Source organism: Salinivibrio sp. YCSC6 (assembly GCF_004916735.1).
GTDB classification, from domain to species: domain Bacteria; phylum Pseudomonadota; class Gammaproteobacteria; order Enterobacterales; family Vibrionaceae; genus Salinivibrio; species Salinivibrio proteolyticus.
In genome coordinates, this window is the sequence record NZ_CP039516.1 from 1,970,058 (window position 1) to 1,990,736 (window position 20,679).

20 protein-coding genes and 1 other RNA gene are annotated in these 20,679 nt (G+C 50.3%); 6 read left to right on the forward strand and 15 right to left on the reverse strand.

The annotated features are described in order from the left end of the window. Positions 1–258 precede the first annotated feature (258 nt). From E8E00_RS17440 to E8E00_RS09040, 3 genes are all read left to right on the forward strand, one after another. Positions 259–1,554, forward strand: coding sequence for a PAS domain-containing methyl-accepting chemotaxis protein (locus E8E00_RS17440; protein ID WP_096631334.1), 1,296 nt, complete (start codon positions 259–261; stop codon positions 1,552–1,554). A gap of 84 nt (positions 1,555–1,638) precedes the next feature. Continuing rightward, positions 1,639–3,039 (forward strand): HD-GYP domain-containing protein, encoded by a 1,401-nt coding sequence (locus E8E00_RS09035; protein ID WP_240531961.1) that lies wholly within the window; start codon positions 1,639–1,641, stop codon positions 3,037–3,039. Between the two features lie 156 nt (positions 3,040–3,195). Further along, positions 3,196–3,672 (forward strand): Dps family protein, encoded by a 477-nt coding sequence (locus E8E00_RS09040; RefSeq protein WP_077640467.1) that lies wholly within the window; start codon positions 3,196–3,198, stop codon positions 3,670–3,672. A gap of 74 nt (positions 3,673–3,746) precedes the next feature. On the opposite strand, the gene E8E00_RS09045 is transcribed toward E8E00_RS09040, so the two are convergent. The 7 genes from E8E00_RS09045 to E8E00_RS09075 all read right to left on the reverse strand — a co-directional run bounded on the left by E8E00_RS09045 (position 3,747) and on the right by E8E00_RS09075 (position 10,583). Beyond that, positions 3,747–6,008: a glycoside hydrolase gene (locus tag E8E00_RS09045; protein ID WP_240531934.1), complete on the reverse strand. Its 2,262-nt coding sequence runs from the start codon at positions 6,006–6,008 to the stop codon at positions 3,747–3,749. Positions 6,009–6,081: 73 nt separating this feature from the next. Then, on the reverse strand, positions 6,082–6,960 hold the full coding sequence (locus tag E8E00_RS09050) for a DUF2861 family protein (RefSeq protein WP_084781316.1): 879 nt from the start codon (positions 6,958–6,960) through the stop codon (positions 6,082–6,084). Beyond that, positions 6,957–7,601 carry a response regulator transcription factor gene (locus E8E00_RS09055; RefSeq protein ID WP_069588018.1) on the reverse strand — a complete coding sequence of 215 codons (645 nt, stop codon included), beginning with the start codon at positions 7,599–7,601 and terminating at the stop codon, positions 6,957–6,959. The genes E8E00_RS09050 and E8E00_RS09055 overlap by 4 nt, the downstream gene beginning before the upstream one ends. Continuing rightward, a complete protein-coding gene (locus tag E8E00_RS09060; protein WP_096631329.1) occupies positions 7,598–8,995 on the reverse strand; it encodes a DUF3404 domain-containing protein in 1,398 nt (465 codons plus the stop codon). Before E8E00_RS09060 ends, E8E00_RS09055 begins: the two co-directional genes overlap by 4 nt. Positions 8,996–9,168: 173 nt before the next feature. Then, an RNA gene (gene ffs / locus E8E00_RS09065) (signal recognition particle sRNA small type) lies at positions 9,169–9,265 on the reverse strand. Positions 9,266–9,393: 128 nt separating this feature from the next. Next, positions 9,394–10,122: a hypothetical protein gene (locus E8E00_RS09070; RefSeq protein WP_069588015.1), complete on the reverse strand. Its 729-nt coding sequence runs from the start codon at positions 10,120–10,122 to the stop codon at positions 9,394–9,396. 41 nt (positions 10,123–10,163) lie between these two features. Beyond that, the gene (locus E8E00_RS09075; protein ID WP_096631327.1) at positions 10,164–10,583 is read right to left on the reverse strand and encodes a YbaY family lipoprotein; all 420 of its coding nucleotides are present in this window, start codon (positions 10,581–10,583) and stop codon (positions 10,164–10,166) included. A gap of 99 nt (positions 10,584–10,682) precedes the next feature. On the opposite strand from E8E00_RS09075, the gene tesB reads away from it, so the two are divergent. Next, positions 10,683–11,546 (forward strand): acyl-CoA thioesterase II, encoded by an 864-nt coding sequence (gene tesB / locus E8E00_RS09080; protein ID WP_077457642.1) that lies wholly within the window; start codon positions 10,683–10,685, stop codon positions 11,544–11,546. 89 nt (positions 11,547–11,635) lie between these two features. Here tesB and E8E00_RS09085 read toward each other — a convergent pair whose 3' ends face one another. The 3 genes from E8E00_RS09085 to E8E00_RS09095 are packed head-to-tail and all read right to left on the reverse strand — an operon-like array spanning position 11,636 to position 15,659. After that, on the reverse strand, positions 11,636–13,396 hold the full coding sequence (locus E8E00_RS09085) for an ABC transporter transmembrane domain-containing protein (protein WP_096631324.1): 1,761 nt from the start codon (positions 13,394–13,396) through the stop codon (positions 11,636–11,638). Next, positions 13,389–15,149 carry an ABC transporter transmembrane domain-containing protein gene (locus E8E00_RS09090; RefSeq protein WP_096631322.1) on the reverse strand — a complete coding sequence of 587 codons (1,761 nt, stop codon included), beginning with the start codon at positions 15,147–15,149 and terminating at the stop codon, positions 13,389–13,391. The genes E8E00_RS09085 and E8E00_RS09090 overlap by 8 nt, the downstream gene beginning before the upstream one ends. Before the next feature lie 42 nt (positions 15,150–15,191). Continuing rightward, on the reverse strand, positions 15,192–15,659 hold the full coding sequence (locus tag E8E00_RS09095; RefSeq protein ID WP_077457637.1) for an Lrp/AsnC family transcriptional regulator: 468 nt from the start codon (positions 15,657–15,659) through the stop codon (positions 15,192–15,194). Between the two features lie 133 nt (positions 15,660–15,792). On the opposite strand from E8E00_RS09095, the gene E8E00_RS09100 reads away from it, so the two are divergent. Next, positions 15,793–16,854, forward strand: a complete 1,062-nt coding sequence (locus tag E8E00_RS09100) for a PLP-dependent cysteine synthase family protein (RefSeq protein WP_371414235.1) — start codon at positions 15,793–15,795, stop codon at positions 16,852–16,854. Positions 16,855–16,897: 43 nt separating this feature from the next. Here E8E00_RS09100 and E8E00_RS09105 read toward each other — a convergent pair whose 3' ends face one another. The 3 genes from E8E00_RS09105 to dbpA all read right to left on the reverse strand — a co-directional run bounded on the left by E8E00_RS09105 (position 16,898) and on the right by dbpA (position 19,345). Beyond that, on the reverse strand, positions 16,898–17,395 hold the full coding sequence (locus E8E00_RS09105) for a DUF1003 domain-containing protein (RefSeq protein WP_096631318.1): 498 nt from the start codon (positions 17,393–17,395) through the stop codon (positions 16,898–16,900). Between the two features lie 111 nt (positions 17,396–17,506). Then, positions 17,507–17,923: a nuclear transport factor 2 family protein gene (locus tag E8E00_RS09110; protein WP_069588005.1), complete on the reverse strand. Its 417-nt coding sequence runs from the start codon at positions 17,921–17,923 to the stop codon at positions 17,507–17,509. A gap of 39 nt (positions 17,924–17,962) precedes the next feature. Further along, positions 17,963–19,345, reverse strand: coding sequence for an ATP-dependent RNA helicase DbpA (gene dbpA / locus E8E00_RS09115; protein WP_096631637.1), 1,383 nt, complete (start codon positions 19,343–19,345; stop codon positions 17,963–17,965). A gap of 243 nt (positions 19,346–19,588) precedes the next feature. Here dbpA and E8E00_RS09120 point away from each other — a divergent pair, with 243 nt between their 5' ends. Next, positions 19,589–20,023: a thioesterase family protein gene (locus E8E00_RS09120; protein WP_231637397.1), complete on the forward strand. Its 435-nt coding sequence runs from the start codon at positions 19,589–19,591 to the stop codon at positions 20,021–20,023. 75 nt (positions 20,024–20,098) lie between these two features. On the opposite strand, the gene E8E00_RS09125 is transcribed toward E8E00_RS09120, so the two are convergent. Together E8E00_RS09125 and E8E00_RS09130 are read right to left on the reverse strand one after the other, a co-directional pair. Further along, complete coding sequence (locus E8E00_RS09125) at positions 20,099–20,398, reverse strand: type II toxin-antitoxin system RelE/ParE family toxin (protein ID WP_021024563.1); 300 nt, start codon at positions 20,396–20,398, stop codon at positions 20,099–20,101. Then, positions 20,386–20,643: a type II toxin-antitoxin system Phd/YefM family antitoxin gene (locus tag E8E00_RS09130; RefSeq protein WP_096631634.1), complete on the reverse strand. Its 258-nt coding sequence runs from the start codon at positions 20,641–20,643 to the stop codon at positions 20,386–20,388. Before E8E00_RS09130 ends, E8E00_RS09125 begins: the two co-directional genes overlap by 13 nt. Positions 20,644–20,679: the final 36 nt, after the last annotated feature.

The window sequence follows — 20,679 nt, forward strand, 5'->3', positions numbered from 1 at the left end:
CTAAGACCGCATAGGTTAAGCGCTTTCGCCGCACAGCGAAAGAGCGATGACACACTCAGATACATATTTGATAGATTTATAAACAACGGTAGTCGTTTGAATCGCCAACAAATAAGGTAGCTATCATTATTAACGATGAATAATTTTCTGGAAAAACTACGTTTAGCCTGCCCCTGACATCTACACTTTTACGAGCAGATGTGAAGTCTATAAAAAGATAATGACTTCGCGGGTTTGGACAACGGGAAGTAAGTAGTTATGTTCAAAAAGACTCAACGCGCGTTAGACGCTTGCCAGAAAGAAAAAGCAGAGCTTGAAGCAGAGCTCAGCGCTCTCCAACAACACATCGCCTCAATTTTATTTACGCCCGACGGGACGGTCATCGATGTGAATGATCATTTACTTGCCATTATCGGTTACCAGCGAGACGAGGTAGTCGGTCAGCATCACCGCGCAGTCTGTTTTGAGGACACGGCAAATTCGTCAGAATATCGCCAGTTCTGGCAAGCACTGGCGCAAGGGAAACCCCAGCAAGGCATATTTAGGCGCCGCCACAAAGAGGGACATGAAATCTGGATGGAAGCGACCTATGTTCCTATCAAAGATGAAAATGGGAAAGTCACTAAGGTGCGTAAACTTGCTGCTGACGTTACCGAGCGGCACCAGCAATCAAAACGTCAAGACGCCATATTGGAAGCCATTGATCGCTCGTTGGCGGTAATAGAATTTAAGCCTGATGGCACCATTATTCGCGCCAATAAAAACTTTCTCAGTACGGTCCACTATAAAGACAGTGAGATTACCGGCCAGCATCACCGTATCTTTTGCGACCAAGACTTCTACGATGAGAACCCCCACTTTTGGCAATCACTGGCTGACGGTCAGTTCACCGCAGGACAATATCTTCGCCGCGACAAGTACGGCAATGAGGTATGGCTAGAAGCCACGTACAACCCTGTGTTCGATGCCAATGGACAGGTGGTGAAAGTGATTAAGTTTGCCACCAACATCACGGATACCGTCAAGAAAAATCAGGCTGTGAATCATGCGGCCGAACTGGCGCAAGCGTCGTCTGAGCAAACGCTAAAAGACAGTGAAAGCGGCAGCGTACTATTGCAAGAAGCGGTACAGCTGTCGCAAAACGTTTCTGAACAAGCGATAGAAGCCTCGAATCAGGTCAACCAACTGAACCAGCATGCACAAAGCATTGAAAATATCGTCACCACCATCAAACAGATTGCCGAGCAAACCAATTTGCTCGCATTGAATGCCGCTATTGAGGCTGCTCGCGCCGGCGAACAAGGACGCGGCTTTGCGGTTGTAGCCGATGAAGTACGCGGTTTATCACAGCGAACCAGTAAATCGACCACTGAAATCGCGGATGTGGTTGATGAAAACCTGCAACTGATTAAGGGAGTCAGTGAGGCGATGGAGAGAGTGAGTGAACAGTCCTCGCTCGGGCAAGAGAAGGTGACAGCGGTCGATGAAGTGATGAAAGATATCCATGCCGGCGCGCAAGAAGTCTCAGATACGGTTCGAGGCCTGACTCACTGAATGAACGATACATCGTCAACTGGCGTATAGTTAACTAATAACCTAACACCGAGCCATTGGATTATGCATCAGCAATCAGATCAGATGAGCGTGCCAGATATAACTTGCCAACCATCGTCTGAGTTACGTCTATCGGAACTCATCGTTGCGCTGAGTACTGCGCTCGACATGACCGAAGGCCAGCCCCCCGAGCACTGTATGCGTTGTGCTTGGATGGGCATGAAGCTGGCCGATGCGCTCGATTTTTCGCCCCAGCAACGTCACGACCTTTTCTATACCTTGCTATTAAAAGACGCAGGATGTAGCAGCAATGCCGCACGGATCTGCGAACTTTATCTCACTAACGATTTAGCCTTTAAACAAAGCTATAAAATCGTCGATGGCAGTTTGTCTAGTGTGCTCAATTTCGTGCTCAAAAATACCGGTGTCAAACGGGGCTTCATGGAAAAGCTTTCTACGACATTAGATATCATACGAAACGGTGATATGTATGCCCAAGAGCTGATTGAAACACGTTGTACGCGTGGTGCAGAAATTGTGCGCGAACTGAGGTTTAGCGAGGCAGTTGCCAACGCGGTTTACGCTCTAGACGAACACTATGATGGAGGCGGACGCCCTGACGGTTTAAGCGGTGACGCGATCCCTCTTTATGCACGTATCGCCTTAATGACCCAAGTGATTGATGTTTTCCGCACCGAATCCGGCATTGAAGCGGCACTGCAAGAAATTAAAGCGCGGCGTGGCACCTGGTTTGATCCTCACCTGGTAGATACATTTATTGAATGCGCGAGCGCCCCCCACTTTTGGCAGCATCTTGATGCCCCCCAACTAAAAGAACAAGTCCTATCGATGGCACCCGCTACCGCAACGATTTGGGTGGATGACGACTATCTCGATGCGATAGCCGCTGCCTTTGGCCGTGTTGTCGATGCCAAAAGCCCGTTTACGTCCGGACATAGTGAACGTGTCGCTGTGTATGCAAGTTTAATCGCAGACGCGCTTGGCGTGAGCGAGCAGGATAAAAAGTGGCTAAAACGCGGCGCGTTGCTCCATGACATCGGTAAACTGGGTGTTAGCAACGATATTCTTGATAAACCCGGTAAACTTGACGACGACGAGTGGGAACAGGTCAAGCAACATGCCGCCTTGAGTAAAACGATTCTCTCGAAGATCCAGCAATTCCACGATCTCGCCCAATTCGCGAGCGCGCACCATGAGAAGCTCGATGGTACCGGTTATCCCGATGGAATACAGGGCGAGCATATATCGCTTCTAACACGCATCATTACTACCGCAGATATATTCGATGCCATTACTGCAGAGCGGCCGTATCGTGGTCCTATTCCCGTGGATAAGGCGCTGAGTATCATGCGCGAAGAGGTGGATACGGCAATCGACCAACGCTGTTTAGACGCGCTCATTGCTGGACTCGACACCCTGCCCGATCACTTTATGGTCCACGACGCTACGTCGATCACATCATAGGCACGCCCTATCAGCTATATAGGTTTAACCCATTTTCTTTTTTGATATCGGGTAGTTATCCTATTTCCATCATTTGAAGCGACACCGTTTCCAGTGCTTGGCGTTTGCTATCTGTAGACGTCAAACACATTGATTTTGCCACTAAGGAGGCATTAGATGAGTAAACAAGCAGCATTGATTGGACTAGACAGCAGCAAAGCCGCCGATCTGGGCGCGCGTTTGGATACGCTATTGGCGAACTATCAAGTGCTTTACACCAATGTGCGTGGTTTTCACTGGAACATCAAAGGTAACGATTTTTTCGAGTTGCACACTAAATTTGAAGAAATTTATACCGATCTTCAAACCAAGATTGATGAAGTGGCTGAGCGTATTCTCACCATCGGTGGTACCGCTGAGCACCGCTTCAGCGAGTATTTGAAAGTCAGTGAGATCAAAGAGCACGATCCTGAAGCGAATGGTCAAGCCGGTGTGCGCGCACTGGTCGAAGGCTTCAGTGTTCTGATCGCCCTACAGCGTGACATCATGAACCTAGCCGGTGATGCAGGCGACGAAGGGACATCGGCGCTGATGAGCGACTATATCCGAGAACAAGAAAAACTGATGTGGATGCTCAACGCTTATCTCAACTAATCATCAATCAGTAGGATTCAGCAAAAAGCCCGCGCAATGCGGGCTTTCTTATATCCTGTTAGCGTACCTTAATCCTACTCAGACACAGACCAAACCACTTGCGTTCCATCACTCAACTGCGCCACCAAACCTTTTCCGGGCACAGTGATGTCTGACATACCGACTGGTTGGTCGGTAAAGTTGGCGGTTAGCGTCGACCCATCGCTAAATTGGGTCTGCTGCACGCGTCCGCGTTCGTCCAACCAGCGAAAGTCTACCAAGGCTTTGTCCCAAAGGGCTTGATGAATTGGCATAAAGCCCTGTTGGTAATGTTTAATCGCACGAATCCGAGGTTGCGATGGCGACGTTGCTTCATCACGACTTAAATGCACCATGGCGGGCACATTATAAAGCATGGCTATTAAGTCTCTCTCAGCACGCACATTGGTAAACTTTAGGCTATCGCTATGCCAATGGTGGCTATTGATCACCTCATCATGGAACACCGCTTGATAAAGTGGAATACGATATTGCGGATCAAACAAAAGAGCTTGATAAAGCGGCTTCACTTTCGCCGACTGAAAGAAAAAGGCGGGCTTGTTGTCAGGAAACCAAGGGCCAAGGTAATAGGGCGAAGAGCGATTAGACTTCATGTCTTCATCCCGCCATCCAAAACCAATCGTTTCTAAACCATGTGCAAAAGCGATGCCCTGCGTGGTCAAGCTATTGCCATCTTCCGACCCCAACACCACCGCTTGACGATTTACGATCGATTTCATACGTTGGTTGAACGCCGCGAGCATATCGACTTCGCGCGTATCACGGCGATAATCTTCTCGCGCCATCGCCGTCGCATCCACATCAATGAACAAACTATTAAACTGTCCATATTTAATAATATCGGCGACACGCTGCGCGACATAATCGGCATCACAGGCAGGGTTGAGATAGAAGCCGTTGCCACGGAACCCTTTTTTCAAGTTGCCATTGCGCTGTTCAATCGCACACGATGTGCGCATCGCATCCGGTAATTGTGCAGTCAGCCAGCTATCGTTCACCCCACGTGGGATCGCGGTATTGTAAGAGTCATAGGGACCAATTAAATAGCCCGCTTGCTTGGCCTTTTCAACGACGTGCGGCTGATAAAATGCCGGCATCCAATTGTCCAAGCCTAACCATAATTGACGGATACCCGCTTTTTGTAAGCTGTCGATCATCTCAGTGGAAAGCCCCTGCCCCCACTGTTCAGCCGGTTTAAGGTACTGTCCTGCGTGCGCGGCTAACCACTTTTTACGTTGCTGCGCGGCCTGGTACTGCTTTTTAATGGTATTGTCTTTTTCCGTGGGCGCTGTCACTGGAAAGGTCTCTGCCAACGCACGATTAATGCCATTCACCAAGGTGTTTTTATGATATTGGCTAAACCAACCCTGCTCACTTGAAAGCTCCCCGAGTGCCGCTTTGGTCTCATCATCAAACGGCAATGATGACGCATTAAGCGCCCAATCTTTCAGCCCCCACCAATCCTTCACATCATCTCGAGCAAGCGGCCCTCGTCCAAATAGATACACATGGGTCGCGCCAATTAGTTTGGCCGTTTCAGGGTTTTGCTTCACTTTTTGGGCCAATGAGGTTGCTTGATGCTGCTCTTGCCGCCACTGGCGATACCATTTAGCCCCATCCAATGGATGCTGACCCAGTTTAACCCTTACCACAAAGGGGTCGTGGCGATTTAATGGTGTAAAGGTATGAACCGCGCCCATCGCAAGTTTGTCGTGTTTGCGTGCAAAACTCAGTCGGTTATTGGTAGCGGTAACCAGATGGTAGCTAACATATTGGCGACCTATCTGAGCCGTCCAAAACGGCATCTTTAAATCTTGCGTGGTATTCGTGCCATCTCGGCTGGCTTGCAAGTAGTCAATCCATTGCGAATGATCGGTAGGCACCCGCATCCCTTCGCTAAACGGCAATAATAAGGTCTGAGTGTCCTCGACAGGCAAATCAAACCAACGCAATGTAACGGGATGCTGGCGCGTCACTCGGGCGTTTTCATCCAACGACATAGACAAGGTCAAGGCGTCATCCAAGGTGGCAGACACCTCGATATTAGCTGGCTCCCAGCGCCAGCGAAATTGATTGGGCGCGGGATGACGTACATCCACCACCTGCTGGGGCTGCTGATCTACGGATAAACTGGCGTCGTTAATGGGTACGCTGTCCCAACGCATCATGAGATCACTCGGGTCAATGGTGACGTGTGTCTCTTGATGGATCAAAGTGAGAGGCGCTGCGTAGGGAGTTAAGCTGAATAGCGTCAAGCTCAACGCAACACAAGAACAATAAAAAGATGGTAGGTTCACGCGATGTCTCCTGTTGATATCAGCGCGCTATTAAATGCCAACCTCGTCCCTTATTTGTCACCTCACTGTCTCTTTATTCGCTATTCACTGCGTCAGTGCGCTCGACAGCATTGGGTAGGGGGAGTGCCAATCGCTCAACATAGCTCACCTTGATCGCGCCTTGGTATTCAAAGTGACTCACGGTTGCACTCAAATGGCTTGCAGTAGCAGGCGGAGACGTCGGCAAATCAACCTTAACGGGTAATGCCCCCTCAGCGGTTCGTCCAGAGGCATAAATCGGCGCTTGATCCACCCAACGATAGGCATCGTCCAGCCATAACCAATACGCCGTGGCAGGGGCACAGTTTTGCGGCGTTGTCGGCAAATCAATCGCCAGTTGCATATCAGGATGCCCGGTGAGTTGTACCCAAGGACGACGCGGGAGTCCGTAAATCACTAAGCTGTAATGCTGATTACCTAGCTTGAGTTCGTAAACGCCCGGATCCACTTGGGTAAACAATTGACCCGACTCAATCTCTTGATAGCTGGCTTGCGCCGTGAGTGTGGCGCTTAACACCATTTGCCCACTCGGATCCATAAGCGTGACCCGCGTTGTGTTTGCCACCTGCTCCGCCGAGAGCTTGATTTCATAGCCCAGACTCGACGCCCCTGCGCGACGTACAAAAGAGATGGTCAAACCATGAGGGATCCCTTTGCCATTAGGCTCGGTCAAACGCTGTCCGCAATCAGTTTGATTAATAATGGCATGTTTTAGTGTCGCCCAATGCGACTCGTCAACGGGCGCTTGCGTCAGCGCAAACATCAACTCTTGCCAAGCCAATGTGGGCTGTTCGACCAGCAACGCCTGATAAGCCTCGCGCATGGGCGTATCTGTAAACCAAGATTGCTCAGCCTGCGCGCTGATGCTAGTCAAGCCCCACAGGGCTACGATACCGAGACGATGCCACATCATTGTGCTATCAACCTATACCCCACCCCACGGTGAGTCTCGATGGCAAGGTCCGGGAGTTTTTGCCGCAAACGCAAGACATGATTATCCACGGTTCGAGTCGTCGGAAAGGCTTGATAACCCCAGATTTTATTAAGGAGCTCCTCGCGGTGGAACACCCGACCTTGGTTTTGTAAAAGCAACAGTAATAAATCAAACTCTTTGGGTTTTAGCGTGACCGCTTCATTTTGCCAGTATACCGCGCGTGAACCGGGCTCGACCTTGATGCTGCCATACAGCAGTTGACTCTCTCCCAAAGGACGAAGCTGAGCATAAATGCGGGCCAACAGCTCTTGATGTGCAAATGGCTTGACCACATAGTCTTTAGCGCCCGCCATTAAGCCTTCAACCCGTTGTTCAACCTCAATTTTGGCGGTTAACACGATGACAGGTAACGCTTTCAATGCCAGCCAAGTAGGGAGATGCGCCAAGCTATCGCCATCTGCCAATTGGCGATCCAAAATCACTAAGTCCGCGTGATACCAATGCTTCTCAACCTTTGCGCTTTCCATCAACCAAGTACAGTTGAAACCTTGCGTTTCTAAAAACTGACGTAGGCCCTCACCCAATAATTTATCGTCTTCAATCAATAACACGTGGCTCATTGGGGTAACTCCAAAATACAGCAAGTCGGGTGCCGTTTTATCAATAGCTTTCCGCCCATTTGACGCATTAAACGCGCCACCAAAAACAATCCAATGCCCATATTGTGTTCCGAGGTTGGCGCCCGACAGCGCCGCCATAATCGATGCCACCATGACGGAAACACACCATCATCATAGACACAAACACGGACACGTTTTCCCACACACACACGAATCCATACGGTTTCCCCACCATGTTGGTGCGCGTTTTTAATCAAGTTTTCCAAGCAAATCGATAACCAATAGAAGGGTAGCGTCAGCGTGCGATCGTCCTCGAGGGTATAGTCAATATCAAAGGGGTCACATACGTGATCGAGCCAATCAGACAGCGATGCCGTTTGCGTCTTAAACTGTTCACTCTTATCCGTACTCAGATAACCTTTACTGGTTTCGGTCAATTGACTCAGCCTTTGATGATCAGCCAACAGTCGCCACAAGACATCTTGCGCATCTTCGCTGAGTTGATCGAATTGGTTGCGAAGCATTTCGACGGTTAACCCCAAGCTGGCAATTGGCGTGCGTAACTCATGCGTTAGCAGTTGAAGTATAAACTGTCGTTCACGACGCTGTTGATAACGATCATACACACTACGCGCAAGCCCGATGACTAGAGCAATACAGACCAGCACGAGTATCGCGGTAAATACACCTTGATAAGCCGGATGGAGTTGGTTGCAAATATTGCCATAGCGATAGTCACAGCCAGTCGACTCGGTCGACAAACTGAGTCGATAATGTTCTGCAATCGGCGACCACACAGATTGAGGCAATACCTTCCACCCCAATTCGCCATTCAACCACAGCTGGTGATTATCTAGATAGGCACGATAGCCACTCAGTAACGCGTCACGCCCTTGCGCACTCAGGTCACTCAATGATTGATGTAGGGGGTGCTGTGGGTTATCGAGAGTCAGCCGTTGGAGAATGTCAGATGGTGGTGATGTCATCGGATAGGCGGCAAGATAACGGTCCGCATAGCTGCCTCCCGCTGGGTGCAATAACGGATTTTCCACAAACCATGCTGGCGGTAATGACTGACCGTTGCACAAAGCAAGTTCAAAGCGCTGCGCAATCAATAACTGAGGATCGACAATGCGGGGATTGGCTTGACACCGCTGCGTCACCTGATGCAATGCAACCAGATCTTGCCAGTTAAAATGCGTAAAATCGGGGTACTGTGCTTGGCTTTGCAGCAGGTTTTGCGAGTACGCATTGAGCGAAGGCTGAGCCACCACCAAATGACCGGCCTGCCACGCTTCATCATAAAAGCCCTTGAGTTGCGTTTGTAGCTCACTGGCCGCCACTTGACTGCTTAGTAAAGCGAACAGTAACGCGGCTAACGCTCGAAAACCCAATCGATTCTCCCCAGACCTATCATTGCGACTAATGATTAAATCATAGCTAAGCGGTAATGGGCTGTGTCACCCGAGTGTCAACATCAACGTTGTCAATGAAGCGTATCGCATAAATGGATTGAGGGGTACGCGACAAAGAATAAGAGAAAAGCGAAGAGCAGAAAGGGCGGAGGCCTCCCCAGCTACATCCCGGCACACACGTCCCAAGCGCGGGCTGCTTCCTTCCGGACCTGACCCAGTACACAAGATAGTGTTGCGGGAGAACCAAGGAGGCCTCCATCGATATGTCGTTAAGCTTGCTTAACTGCGGGGCATTATGTGGCATGGCTGGATGCAATGCAAGGAGGATTGATAGCTTCGCCGCTTAACTGTTGATCTTATGAGCAATATCCACCCAGTCAGTCGTCCGGCTCTTCCAAAAACAAGTATTCCCCGATCCAAATTGCCGCTAGCATCGTTGCCCACGCGACCAAAAGCGACATGGTAAGTTGTGAGGGTGTCACTAACGTGATCACCAAAAAAGGAACGCAAGGTAATACATGTAAAGCGATGGGACGCGAGGAAGCAAACCTTGGCGTCAGCCCTATCCACTGCAATAACCAGATCACCGCCACAACAGAAACACACCAAAGCGCAGTCGGCCAACCAAGCAGCACGGCAAGCACTGGTAGCAAAAGCCATGCACTTTGCCGAGGTGGCATGTACAAGCACCATTGCTGTAGCGCGCCCCATGCCACGACTAATCCCAGCAGCAAGACAGTGAATACCCAAGGTGAACCGGCGAGTTTTGCCTCCGATTGCAGCGCCATAATACCAGTCAGCATCGCAATCATCACTGAGCCCAGCAATAGTTTGACATGTAGATGCCGCAAGGGGTTCATCAACAATGACAAGGCGGGCAGCATCAGTAAACTGGTTGCACTGAGCAATGCAGGCAGCTGGGGCATGGCATAGGCAAACGCCCCCATCGCCAACACAAGTAACCAACTCGTGAGTGTCTCGGGGTAAAAGAAAAAAACAGCCGGGACGAAAATCGCCCAACTGGATAACGAAAAACCGGAGACCAAACTGGCTGCCGCTGCAATGGCGACAAGCAACGCAGGCCAAAGCAAAGAAGAGATCCGCATGCACACTCCTTGTGCTCCACTCACTCTTCTCAGTGTAGTGATTAGTTGCCGACTCGCACCAGTGTCAGGGTGGGATCAAAGGTATGATTCGTATCCGTGATCACCTTATTGATGGTATTGGTGATAAACAGCGGGCGTTCGTTCACATCAATTTGTGCCGTGACGATGTATGTGTGTGTTGGAGAAATTTGGCTCGGATCGTAATTCAGTGAAAAGTGAATAGGCACTTGCTGGCCTTCGGTTACGAATGATTGTCGGCTAATCTCTTTACCGGGTGAACCCATTTTTTTCATTTCTACCAAACGGACCGTGACGCTGGCATTCTCAGGTAAAGCAAGTCGCTCACGATACACTAAAGTGCCAGAAACACTCGCTAAATCATTAGGTTGACTATTCCCTGAACAGGCAGTAAACACTAGGGCAGTGAATAAGGCGAACAACAGAAACGATAGTTTCTTCATTAAAGAATCCTCACTGGTACGCGTTTGAATGCGGCAAAAACGCTAAGGTTATGATAGCTTGATCAATAACACTGGAAGCATAGCACGTATCAAGGACTTATGAGCCAACCACTGACAGAACTCTTACAATTACTGCAGCTTGAGCGGTTAGATACTGGCCTTTACCGAGGTCAAAGTGAAAACCTTGGACTGCCACAGGTGTATGGTGGACAGGTCATTGGGCAGGCCCTATCAGCCTCTAAAACCTCGGTCGACCCTGATCGCTTCTTGCATTCATTCCACAGTTATTTTCTGCGCCCAGGCGATCCTGAGCAGCCGATCATCTACGACGTTGAGATACTCAGAGACGGAAAAAGTTTCAGTACGCGACGGATAAAAGCGGTGCAAAACGGCAAACCTATCTTCTATTTGACGGCGTCTTATCAAGAAGAGGAAGAAAGCTTTGAGCATCAAAACACCATGCCGACCGACGTGCCAGCGCCCGAGACCTTGCGCTCGGAGCAGTCACTTGTCAATGATATCGCCCACAAACTACCGCCTAAGGTGGTCAAAGCGTTTGGGGGCGACAAGCCGATCGAAGTACGACCTGCCACGGTGATCAACCCACTGAAGCCCCATGCGGCGCCGGCTAAGCAATATTTATGGATCCGCGCCAATGGTGAAGTGGGAGACGATTTTCATGTCCACCAGTATTTACTTGGCTATGCCGCCGATTGGGGCTTTTTGGTCACGGCCTTGCAGCCTCACGCAGTGACGCTGCTTACGCCGGGCATGAAAGTGGCCACCATTGATCACTCCATGTGGTTCCACCGTCCGTTTAGAATGGATGAGTGGCTGTTGTTTGCGATTGAAAGCCCCTCCGCCAGTGGCGCGCGTGGCTTTGTACGCGGCGAACTTTTCAATCAGCAAGGCGATCTTATCGCCTCAGCCACCCAAGAAGGCTTGATGCGTAAGCTCTCCTAACCATCAGCGTCTCAAGCGTGAGCGAGTCTGAGCAGCACAAAAAAGGGGCATTGCGCCCCTTTTTATCTGTTTCACCCATGACTGAACCGCTACACCTGCGCCTCTTCCTCTAATGCGGCTAAATGCGCGCTGGCTTGCTGGAGTTGATACATCTGCCAGTAGCGGCCTTGGTGACGCAGCAGGCTTTGATGGCGCCCTTGCTCAATCACGCGGCCACGATGCAAAACGAGGATGTTATCGGCCTCGGCAATGGTCGATAAGCGGTGCGCAATCACTACCACTGTCATCTGTTGACGTAACCTGTTCAGCGCCTGTTGCACAAGCTCTTCGGTGCCAGAGTCGATATTGGCGGTGGCTTCATCAAGGATCAGAATTTTAGGCTGACGCACTAACACGCGCGCCAGAGCCAACAACTGGCGCTGACCGGCAGAAAAGGTCATTCCGCCCTCACCAAGTAAGGTATCCAGCCCCGCTGGCAATCCTTTCACGTAATCTGCCAACGCCACTTGCTCGAGGGCATGCCAAATTTTTTCATCGTCCAGTGTCTGTCCCAGCGCGATGTTTTCTCGCAAGCTCCCCGTCAACATATGTGGGTCTTGTTGCACCATGGCAACGCCTTCACGCAAGCTTTGATGACTCAAGCTTTCAATTGGTAATCCACCCAGCGTCAGCGTCCCCTCACCTGCGCGATAAAATCCCATCAGTAACGACGCCAACGTTGATTTACCGCTGCCCGTATGACCGACCAACGCTAGAAAACCGCCGGCAGGGACGTCTACATTCACGTCGGACAATACAGGTGTTTCACCATCATAGGAAAACGATACATTCTGCAGTGCAATGGCACCATCAGGGATTGGCGTGGTGTCATGGCCATATTGCTCAGGCGGCGTATCCATCATTTCAAAAAGCCGCTCACCGGCCGAGATAGCCTGCTGAAGCAGTGACAGTTGCTGCATCATTTCAATTAATGGCTCGGTGATCCGCCCCAAATAGCTTAAAAAGGCGTACAACACCCCAACTCCAATCACTGCCGTGCCGCTAAAACCGAAGATAGCCACCAAAGACAGCAACGCGGCCCCCGCCAATAAATCAATCAAAGGGCGGAGATAGATCCCGTTGAGGCGTTGAATGGTGACCATGGCATCCAAGTGATCCGCGGTCATATCACTGAATCGCGAGGAGAACGCCCGCTCTTGCTGCATTAGCTGGATCAAATTCATGCCGAGCACAGATTCATTCATCACCCCGTTGATATCTGCTAGCCGATCTCGTGCCCGACGATACGCAGGCGCTGAGCGTTTTTGATAGCGCGCCATCACCAGCACCACACACGGCAGTAGCACCAACACCACCATTGTCAGTTGCACACTGAGCATTAGCATCGCCACCAGCATCACCCCAATCAGCGCAATGTTGCGTAAAAAGGTTGAAAGCACCGACACATACAGCTCTTTCAACGACTCGGTGTCATTGGTCAAACGCGATACAATCCGCCCCATTGGCACATAGTCAAACGCTGACAGAGGCTGTTTAATCACGTTGGCGAACACCGCTTTACGAATACGTTGAATGATGGCCACCGCCATGGTGTTAAAACGCAGTTCGTACTGATACTGAAAGCCCGCGGAGACAATGGTCGATACGATATAACCGACTGCCAGTGCCCACATGATCATCGCCGGATAATGGTCTTTGGCGACATAATTATCGAGAAAGATTTGCACCAAATAAGGGCCCGTCACTTCCGCCACCGCCGCGACTAGCAAGAAAATCGTGGCAATCACAAATTGACGCCTGTCGCGGCGCATGTAGCTTAGCAATCGAAATAAGATCTCTCGCTTAGTCATGGCGCGGCTCCTCATCGGCTTCCAATGCCGCTTCCAGCTGCTGATATTGGTGCATTTCTTGATACCATCCTGGCTGTTGAATCAATTGGCGATGTTGGCCACGCTCTCGGATTTGCCCATGACTGAGCACCACAATTTCATCGGCATTTTCGAGCGCCGATAAGCGGTGGGCTATCACTATCGTGGTACGGGTATGCTGATGCTGTTGCAGGTTCTGCAAAATGCGGTGCTCGGTGTCACCATCAACTGCCGACAAGGCATCATCCAAAATCAAGCACTCCGCTTCCACCAACAAGGCGCGAGCAATCGAAATACGCTGCTTTTGACCGCCAGATAAGGTGATCCCTTTTTCACCCACCGCAGTTTCATACCCGTGCGGCAGCTGACGGATATCTTCATCGATGCAGGCAAGTGTCGCCGCCTGCTCGATTTCTGCTTGGGTCGCATCCGGACGACCAAGGGCGATGTTTTCCGCAATCGAGCGAGAAAACAAAAACGGCGTTTGCGTCACTACCGCGAAACGTTGTCGCCATGACGACAAATCAGCCTCCGCTATCGACACATCACCATAGCGAATATCGCCCTTTTCAAGCTGGGTCAGATGAAGCAGCAATTGCAATAAGGTTGATTTGCCACTGCCGACTGGGCCGGCAATCCCCAACATGGCTCCAGGCGGAAGCGTCACATGGATATCTTTAAGGGCAAAACTGTCATCCGGTTGCCACTTAAACTGCTCAATCGCCAGCGTCAACGGCTGCATGGTGTCAGGCAGCGGCGTGTCACCGCCAACAATGTCTGGCTGCTCTTGCAGCAACGCATCAATCCGCGTCCAAGCGGCACGCCCACGCTCAATGATATTAAACAGCCACGCCACTGCGAGCATCGGCCAAATCATCAAGCCTTGATACAAGGTAAATGCGGTAAGATCCCCTAATGAAATCTCACCGTTAGCGACTAAGTAGCCGCCGCCAGACACGGTTAGGAAAAACGAGGCGCCAATGGTGCCTTGGATCACCGGCGAAAACAGCGCATCAACCCGCGCCACCGCGAGGTTTTTCTCCCCAGTGCGATCGGCGACTTGATCAAACTGATTCATTTGGTGCTGCTCTAAGCCAAATGCACGCACCATACGCACTGCTGACAGTGAGGACTGACTCACCTCTGACAGCTCAGAAAATGCCGCTTGTGATTCGGTGAACGTATGATGCAAACGACGACCAAAGCGATTGACCAGCACCGCCATCACCGGCATCGGTAGCAGCGCTAAAAGCGTCAGCTGCCAGCTGATTTGGCTCACCATCACAATCAGCACCGCCGCGCCTGTGATAATGGAATCCCCCGCGGTCAGAACCCCTTCACCGGCGGTCATTACCACTGCTTTTACATCATTGGTAGAGCGCGCCATGATATCGCCACTCGGGTAGCGACGGAAAAAATGCGGGGATTGGCGAGTAAAATGATCATAAAGCCGGTTGCGCAGCACAGTACCCAGCTCGGCCGCGGCACCAAATAGCCACACTCGCCACACAATGCGTAGCACATACACCACCATCCAAATGGCCAGCATACCCGCGAGTAGCCACATCAGTAGCTCAGTAGAAATCTCTCCCGCGACCACGCCATCAACCACATGGCCCACGGCCATCGGTGGAATGAGCTCGAAGACAGAGACAAATACCAAAATAATCATGGCGCCGACATAACGACGCCATTCACGTTTAAAAAACCAGCCTAACTGCCAAAACACCTTCATGAGGTCTCCTTTTTATCCCCGCCTTTTTATCATCAGAACGACCTATCGGATCGGTAAGGCGGTGGTGTACTTAAGCGCTTCCATGGCGAATGTTGATGTCACATTATTCAGACTTGGCACAGAATTGACCAGCTTTTTATAAAAATGATCAAATCGAGTCATATCAGCTACCTGCACCTTCATCATGTAATCATACTCGCCTGCCATGCGGTAGAATTCCATCACCTCAGGGAACTCGGTCACCACCTCGGTAAAGGTCTTGTACCACTGCTCACTATGATCATTGGTTTTGATATGGACGAAGGCGGTAAATGCGAGGCCAACGGTTTCGGGGTCAAGCAATGCCACCCGCCCGCGGATCACTCCTTGTGATTCCAGCCGTTTCAGCCGCTTCCAACAGGGGGTCGTGGTTAGATTCACCCGTTCTGCCAGCGCAGACACAGACCAGTTGGCATCTTCCTGCAGCGCCGCGAGTAACGTGCGATCTATCTCATCTAAAGTGACAGTCATGAAAATTTATTTCCATTAAGTGTTATCTAGGAGTTCATTTTTCTATTTTGGCGTCATTATAGAGCAAAAATAGCAAGGTTTTTATCCCACTCTTTACGTAAACTGGTGCTAATTACGTATTCGGAGACGCATGATGACAACCTCACATCCTTGCCATACTTGGGTCGGTAACGCGATTCGCCTGATTGAAGCCGACTTTAAACGCTCTGCAGATACCCATTTAATTAAGCTCGATCTCCCTAGCTTTACGGACATTGATATCTATTTAAAAGACGAGAGCACCCACCCGACCGGTAGCTTGAAGCACCGCTTGGCGCGTTCTTTGTTTTTGTACGGCTTGTGTAATGGTTGGATTGATGAGCACACCACCATCATTGAAAGCTCATCAGGCAGTACTGCTATTTCCGAAGCGTATTTTGCCCGTCTGCTTGGCTTGCGTTTTATTGCCGTAGTGCCCAAAAACACTGCGTGTAAGAAGATTGAACAAATTCGTTTTTATGGCGGCGAAGCGCACTTTGTCGAGCGGTCAGATCAGATCTATGCCGAGTCTCGCCGCCTTGCTAAAGAGCTCAATGGCCATTACATGGATCAGTTTACCTATGCCGAGCGCGCGACCGACTGGCGGAGCAATAACAACATTGCCAACCGCATTTTTGATCAAATGCAGTACGAGCGCTTCCCTATCCCTCGCTGGATTGTGATGAGTCCGGGCACCGGTGGCACCTCAGCGACCATTGGCCGCTACATTCGTTATCGTTGCCAACCGACTCAGCTGATGGTGGCAGATGCTGAGCACTCGGTGTTTCACGATTATTACCTCACCGGCGACAGTGCACTGACCACCGATAAAAGCAGCCGCATTGAAGGGATTGGACGACCACGTGTCGAGCCCAGCTTTATTCCCGGCGTGATTGATAGAATGATCACAGTGCCGGATACCCACAGTATCGCCACCATTCACTGGCTAGAAAGCCAGCTTGGCCGCAAAGCTGGCGCGTCCACCGGTACCAACCTATACGGCGTCTTGATGCTGGCCAATGAAATGCGCGCCAACGGCGAGAAAGGCTCTATTGTCACCTTGTTATGTGACAGCGGCGAGCGCTACCTAGACACCTATTACAACCCTGATTGGGTACGTGAGCACATTGGGGATCTCGACCAAGCGACCCATGATTTGCAGACCTTGTTGGGGTAACACGCCATCGTCTCTAACTGGGTTTCACGAAAAGGCGAGTGAATTATTCTGGCTCGCCTCGACGGACATCGGCCTGCAGGGCATCAAACTTGTCGTGCAGGCGCATTAGTTCAAGCTCGAGTTTTAGATTGATTTCGTAGGTGGCTTTTTGCTCCATCCTATCTTTTGCCGCTTGGCGGTTTTGCGACATCATGATGATCGGCGCTTGGAAAGCCGCCAGACTGGATAACCCAAGGTTCAGCAAAATAAAGGGATAGGGATCGAATGACGCGTCTCCCACTAACCAAACCGTATTCACGACAATCCAGCCAATGATGAATGCGAAGAAAAGCCCGATAAATGACCAAGAGCCACCAAATGAGGCAATTTTGTCCGCCACCATTTGCCCAGTGGTCAGACTTTCGTGGAAGGACTTGTTGACGTTCTCAGACACTGCCGTGTTATTGGCAATGCTTTCAATGACTTTCTGTTCTCCCGAACTAAGGCTACCAAATGGCCGGCCGAGCAAAGCTTTGGCTAAGTTCTCAAAATATTTTTTCATCTATGACTCCATGCCAACACGCACAATACCAATGGGGTATGATGCAGCGCTTATCATTAAGCGATTGAAATAGAGTAGATTAACGTAGGGACTCCGCAAGTGATGCCCTTCTTATCGCGATTGCGATCCGTGCTTAGAAAGATTCAGACCATTGCCAACACGCCTCCCCCAATTGGATCGCCATTCAGGTGCTGGCATGTCGTCAGGCCAAAACTCTTGTTGATACGCGATACGACCAGCCTTCAGTGTATGAAAAGTGATGACTCGATCGTTCACGACACCATCAGTCACTCCAACATCTGTCACCACCCTATCGCCTTCAGCGACGCAAGAGTAAACAGAGAATTGCCATAGACCATTTGCAGGATAGGCCGTGTTTAGTGCGACAAAGTCATCGCGCCCAACGATCAATTCTCCTGACTGAGGCCAGAAGCATTGATAGTCATCACTGAAATACTCACTCGCTTTTGAGAAGTCATTTCGTTGCATGGCTTCCCAAAACGCGAGAACAACATCCTTGTTCGTCATGCTTATTCCTTGGTTATGTCTTTGATGCGTTCTTACAAACTAAATCCGGCGGGCGCGGATAGTGCGTCCTTTAACTTTTCCATCATTGAGCTTACGCAACGCGGCTTTAACGCAGGATTGGGACACAGCAATAAACGCCACATTGTCGAGTACATTGATTTTACCCACCTGCTTACCGTCAATGCCCGCTTGGCCCGTCAGCGCGCCCAAAATATCACCCGCGCGTACTTTTTGTTTTTTACCTGAGTCAATCATCAAGGTTGCCATCTCAAGCTGATAGGGCACGGTGCCGAGCAAATCTTGCGACGGCAGGGCTTCAGGGAGAAAATCGCGGTCATACTGATCGCCAATCATCGCCAGCTTATAGTGCTCGGCATCGTTATATAGCGAACACGCCACCCCTTTTTTGCCAGCGCGACCGGTACGGCCGACGCGGTGTACATGAGTTTGCGGATCGTGGGCGAGTTGATAGTTGATCACCATATCCATGTCATCAATGTCTAAGCCGCGCGCAGCCACATCAGTGGCCACCAGCACAGACGCACTTTTGTTGGCAAATTTTACCAAGGTGCGCTCACGGCCACGCTGTTCAATATCGCCATGCAAGGCAACGGCGCTAAAACCATCATCTTCTAGGTTATCGCAAACTTGTTGGGTTTGAGCTTTGGTTGTACAAAACACCACACAACTTTGCGGCTGAAAGTGTAATAACAGTAGCTTTAACGCTTGATAACGCTGCTTGTTGTCATCAACTTTATAAACGTGTTGCGAGATTGTACTTTGCGTTTGCACCTCATCCACTTTAACGGAGACAGGGTGGCTCAACACTCGCTGGGCAATCGCATTGATCGAGCGCGGGAAGGTAGCGCTGAATAACAAGGTTTGGCGATGAGCAGGAACACGCGCAATGATAGCATCCAAGGTATCTTGGAAGCCCATATCCAGCATCTGGTCGGCTTCATCCAACACCAACGTCTCAACGTCATCGAGACGCAAGGTGCCCTTACGTAAATGGTCATCCACACGCCCCGGAGTGCCGACAATAATGTGTGCACCATGCTCCAATGAGCCAATTTGTGGGCCAATCGATACTCCACCGCAAAGCGTCAGTACTTTGACATTATGACGACCACGCGCCAACTTACGCATCTCAACCGCCACTTGCTCGGCCAGCTCACGGGTTGGACACAGCACCAAAGATTGCACGCGAAAGCGTTTTACGTTCAGTTTGGCTAACACGCCCAGGCTAAACGCCGCCGTTTTCCCCGAGCCGGTTTTTGCTTGGGCAATAATATCTTTCCCACTGAGCACAGACGGTAAGCTCTGCGCCTGAATGGGCGTCATGTGCGTATAACCCAAGGTTGCTAAGTTATCGAGTAAATCAGCGGGTAACGCAAGCGAGGAAAAAGCGGTATCAGTCAAAGTCGTATCCACAACAAAAGTAAATCATGCCGCGCCCAAGCACGGCCAAAGGGGGCGTATCATACCAGAATCTGATTGCTGCCACATTAACCGATTAGCGCCACCCGTGTTGAGAACCGCTTTGTCGAGTCATGTATTTTGTTACGTCATTGTTAGACAAAGCTCCGTATTTATACCTGCTCAACTTGTCTTGTCATTGGGCTTGGTGTGCAATCAAGGCACACAATTAAGGAGGATTGTCTTGTGGCAAATATCCCAGTAGAAAACTACCCGCTCTCTCATACGCAGGCGATTGTTTGGAATGACATGGATGCCCTGCAACATATCAATAACACCGTGTATTTTCGCTACTTTGAAGATGTACGCGTGGTGATGCTTGAAAAATTGGAAGTGTTCGAGCTAGCCAAACGACTGCATGTTGGCCCCGTGGTCGCCTCAACCCGCTGCGATTATCGCGCCCCTTTGGTGTATCCAGATACCATCACCACCGTCGCTTGGGTCGAGGATATTCAAGAAAAGCGCTATGCGATGAAGTATGAAATCTACAGCCACAATCAAGAGCGCTGTGTGGCCGAGGGCGAGGCCTTGATTGTCTATTGCGATTTTAAAACCGGTAAAAGCTGCCCTATCCCAGCCGAGACGCTCGAAGGGTTAAAAGCTTTTGTGGCGAAACAGTAAGCATAGAGACGAGCACTGCGCGTTGCATGACGCGCAGTCAGTAATCAATAAAGATTTTTGAGTGTAATGACAGATTTAACGCGATAGTAAGAACTTACGTAGATCCTGTTCTGAACGCATGACGAATAAGATAAACACCGTGTCTTCTTCTTGCTTATAGAAAATACGACAAGGATTCACCACCACCTCTCGATAATTCAAGTGCGGTAGTTCAGGTGGCACTCGACCAGAATCAGGAAAAAGCACTAACCGCTCCACTGCGGTAAAGGCCGCTTGCACTAGCGCTTTAGCTGCAACCAGGTTGTCCAGTGCAACATATTCAGCAACGTCATTCAGATCTGCCAACGCAGGCTCAGTCCAAACTATTTGAGCCATCTGGACATTTGTTCCTTGGCATCATGGTGACTCACGAGCTTCTCTTCAGTAATGGCGCGCTCGCCACGCGCGATCCCTTCTAAGATAGCAAGACGGCGCTGCATTAATTCGTAATCATCCACACTTAATAAGTATGCTGAAGGCTTACCATGTTCGGTGATCAAAACAGGCTCTTTATTCGCCTTCAATTCAGACAAAATTTTGGTTGCCTGACGCTTCAGTGTGGTCACAAGTTCTACTTTCATCGCTCGCCCGGATAGTGACATTAAAGTATCAGTATT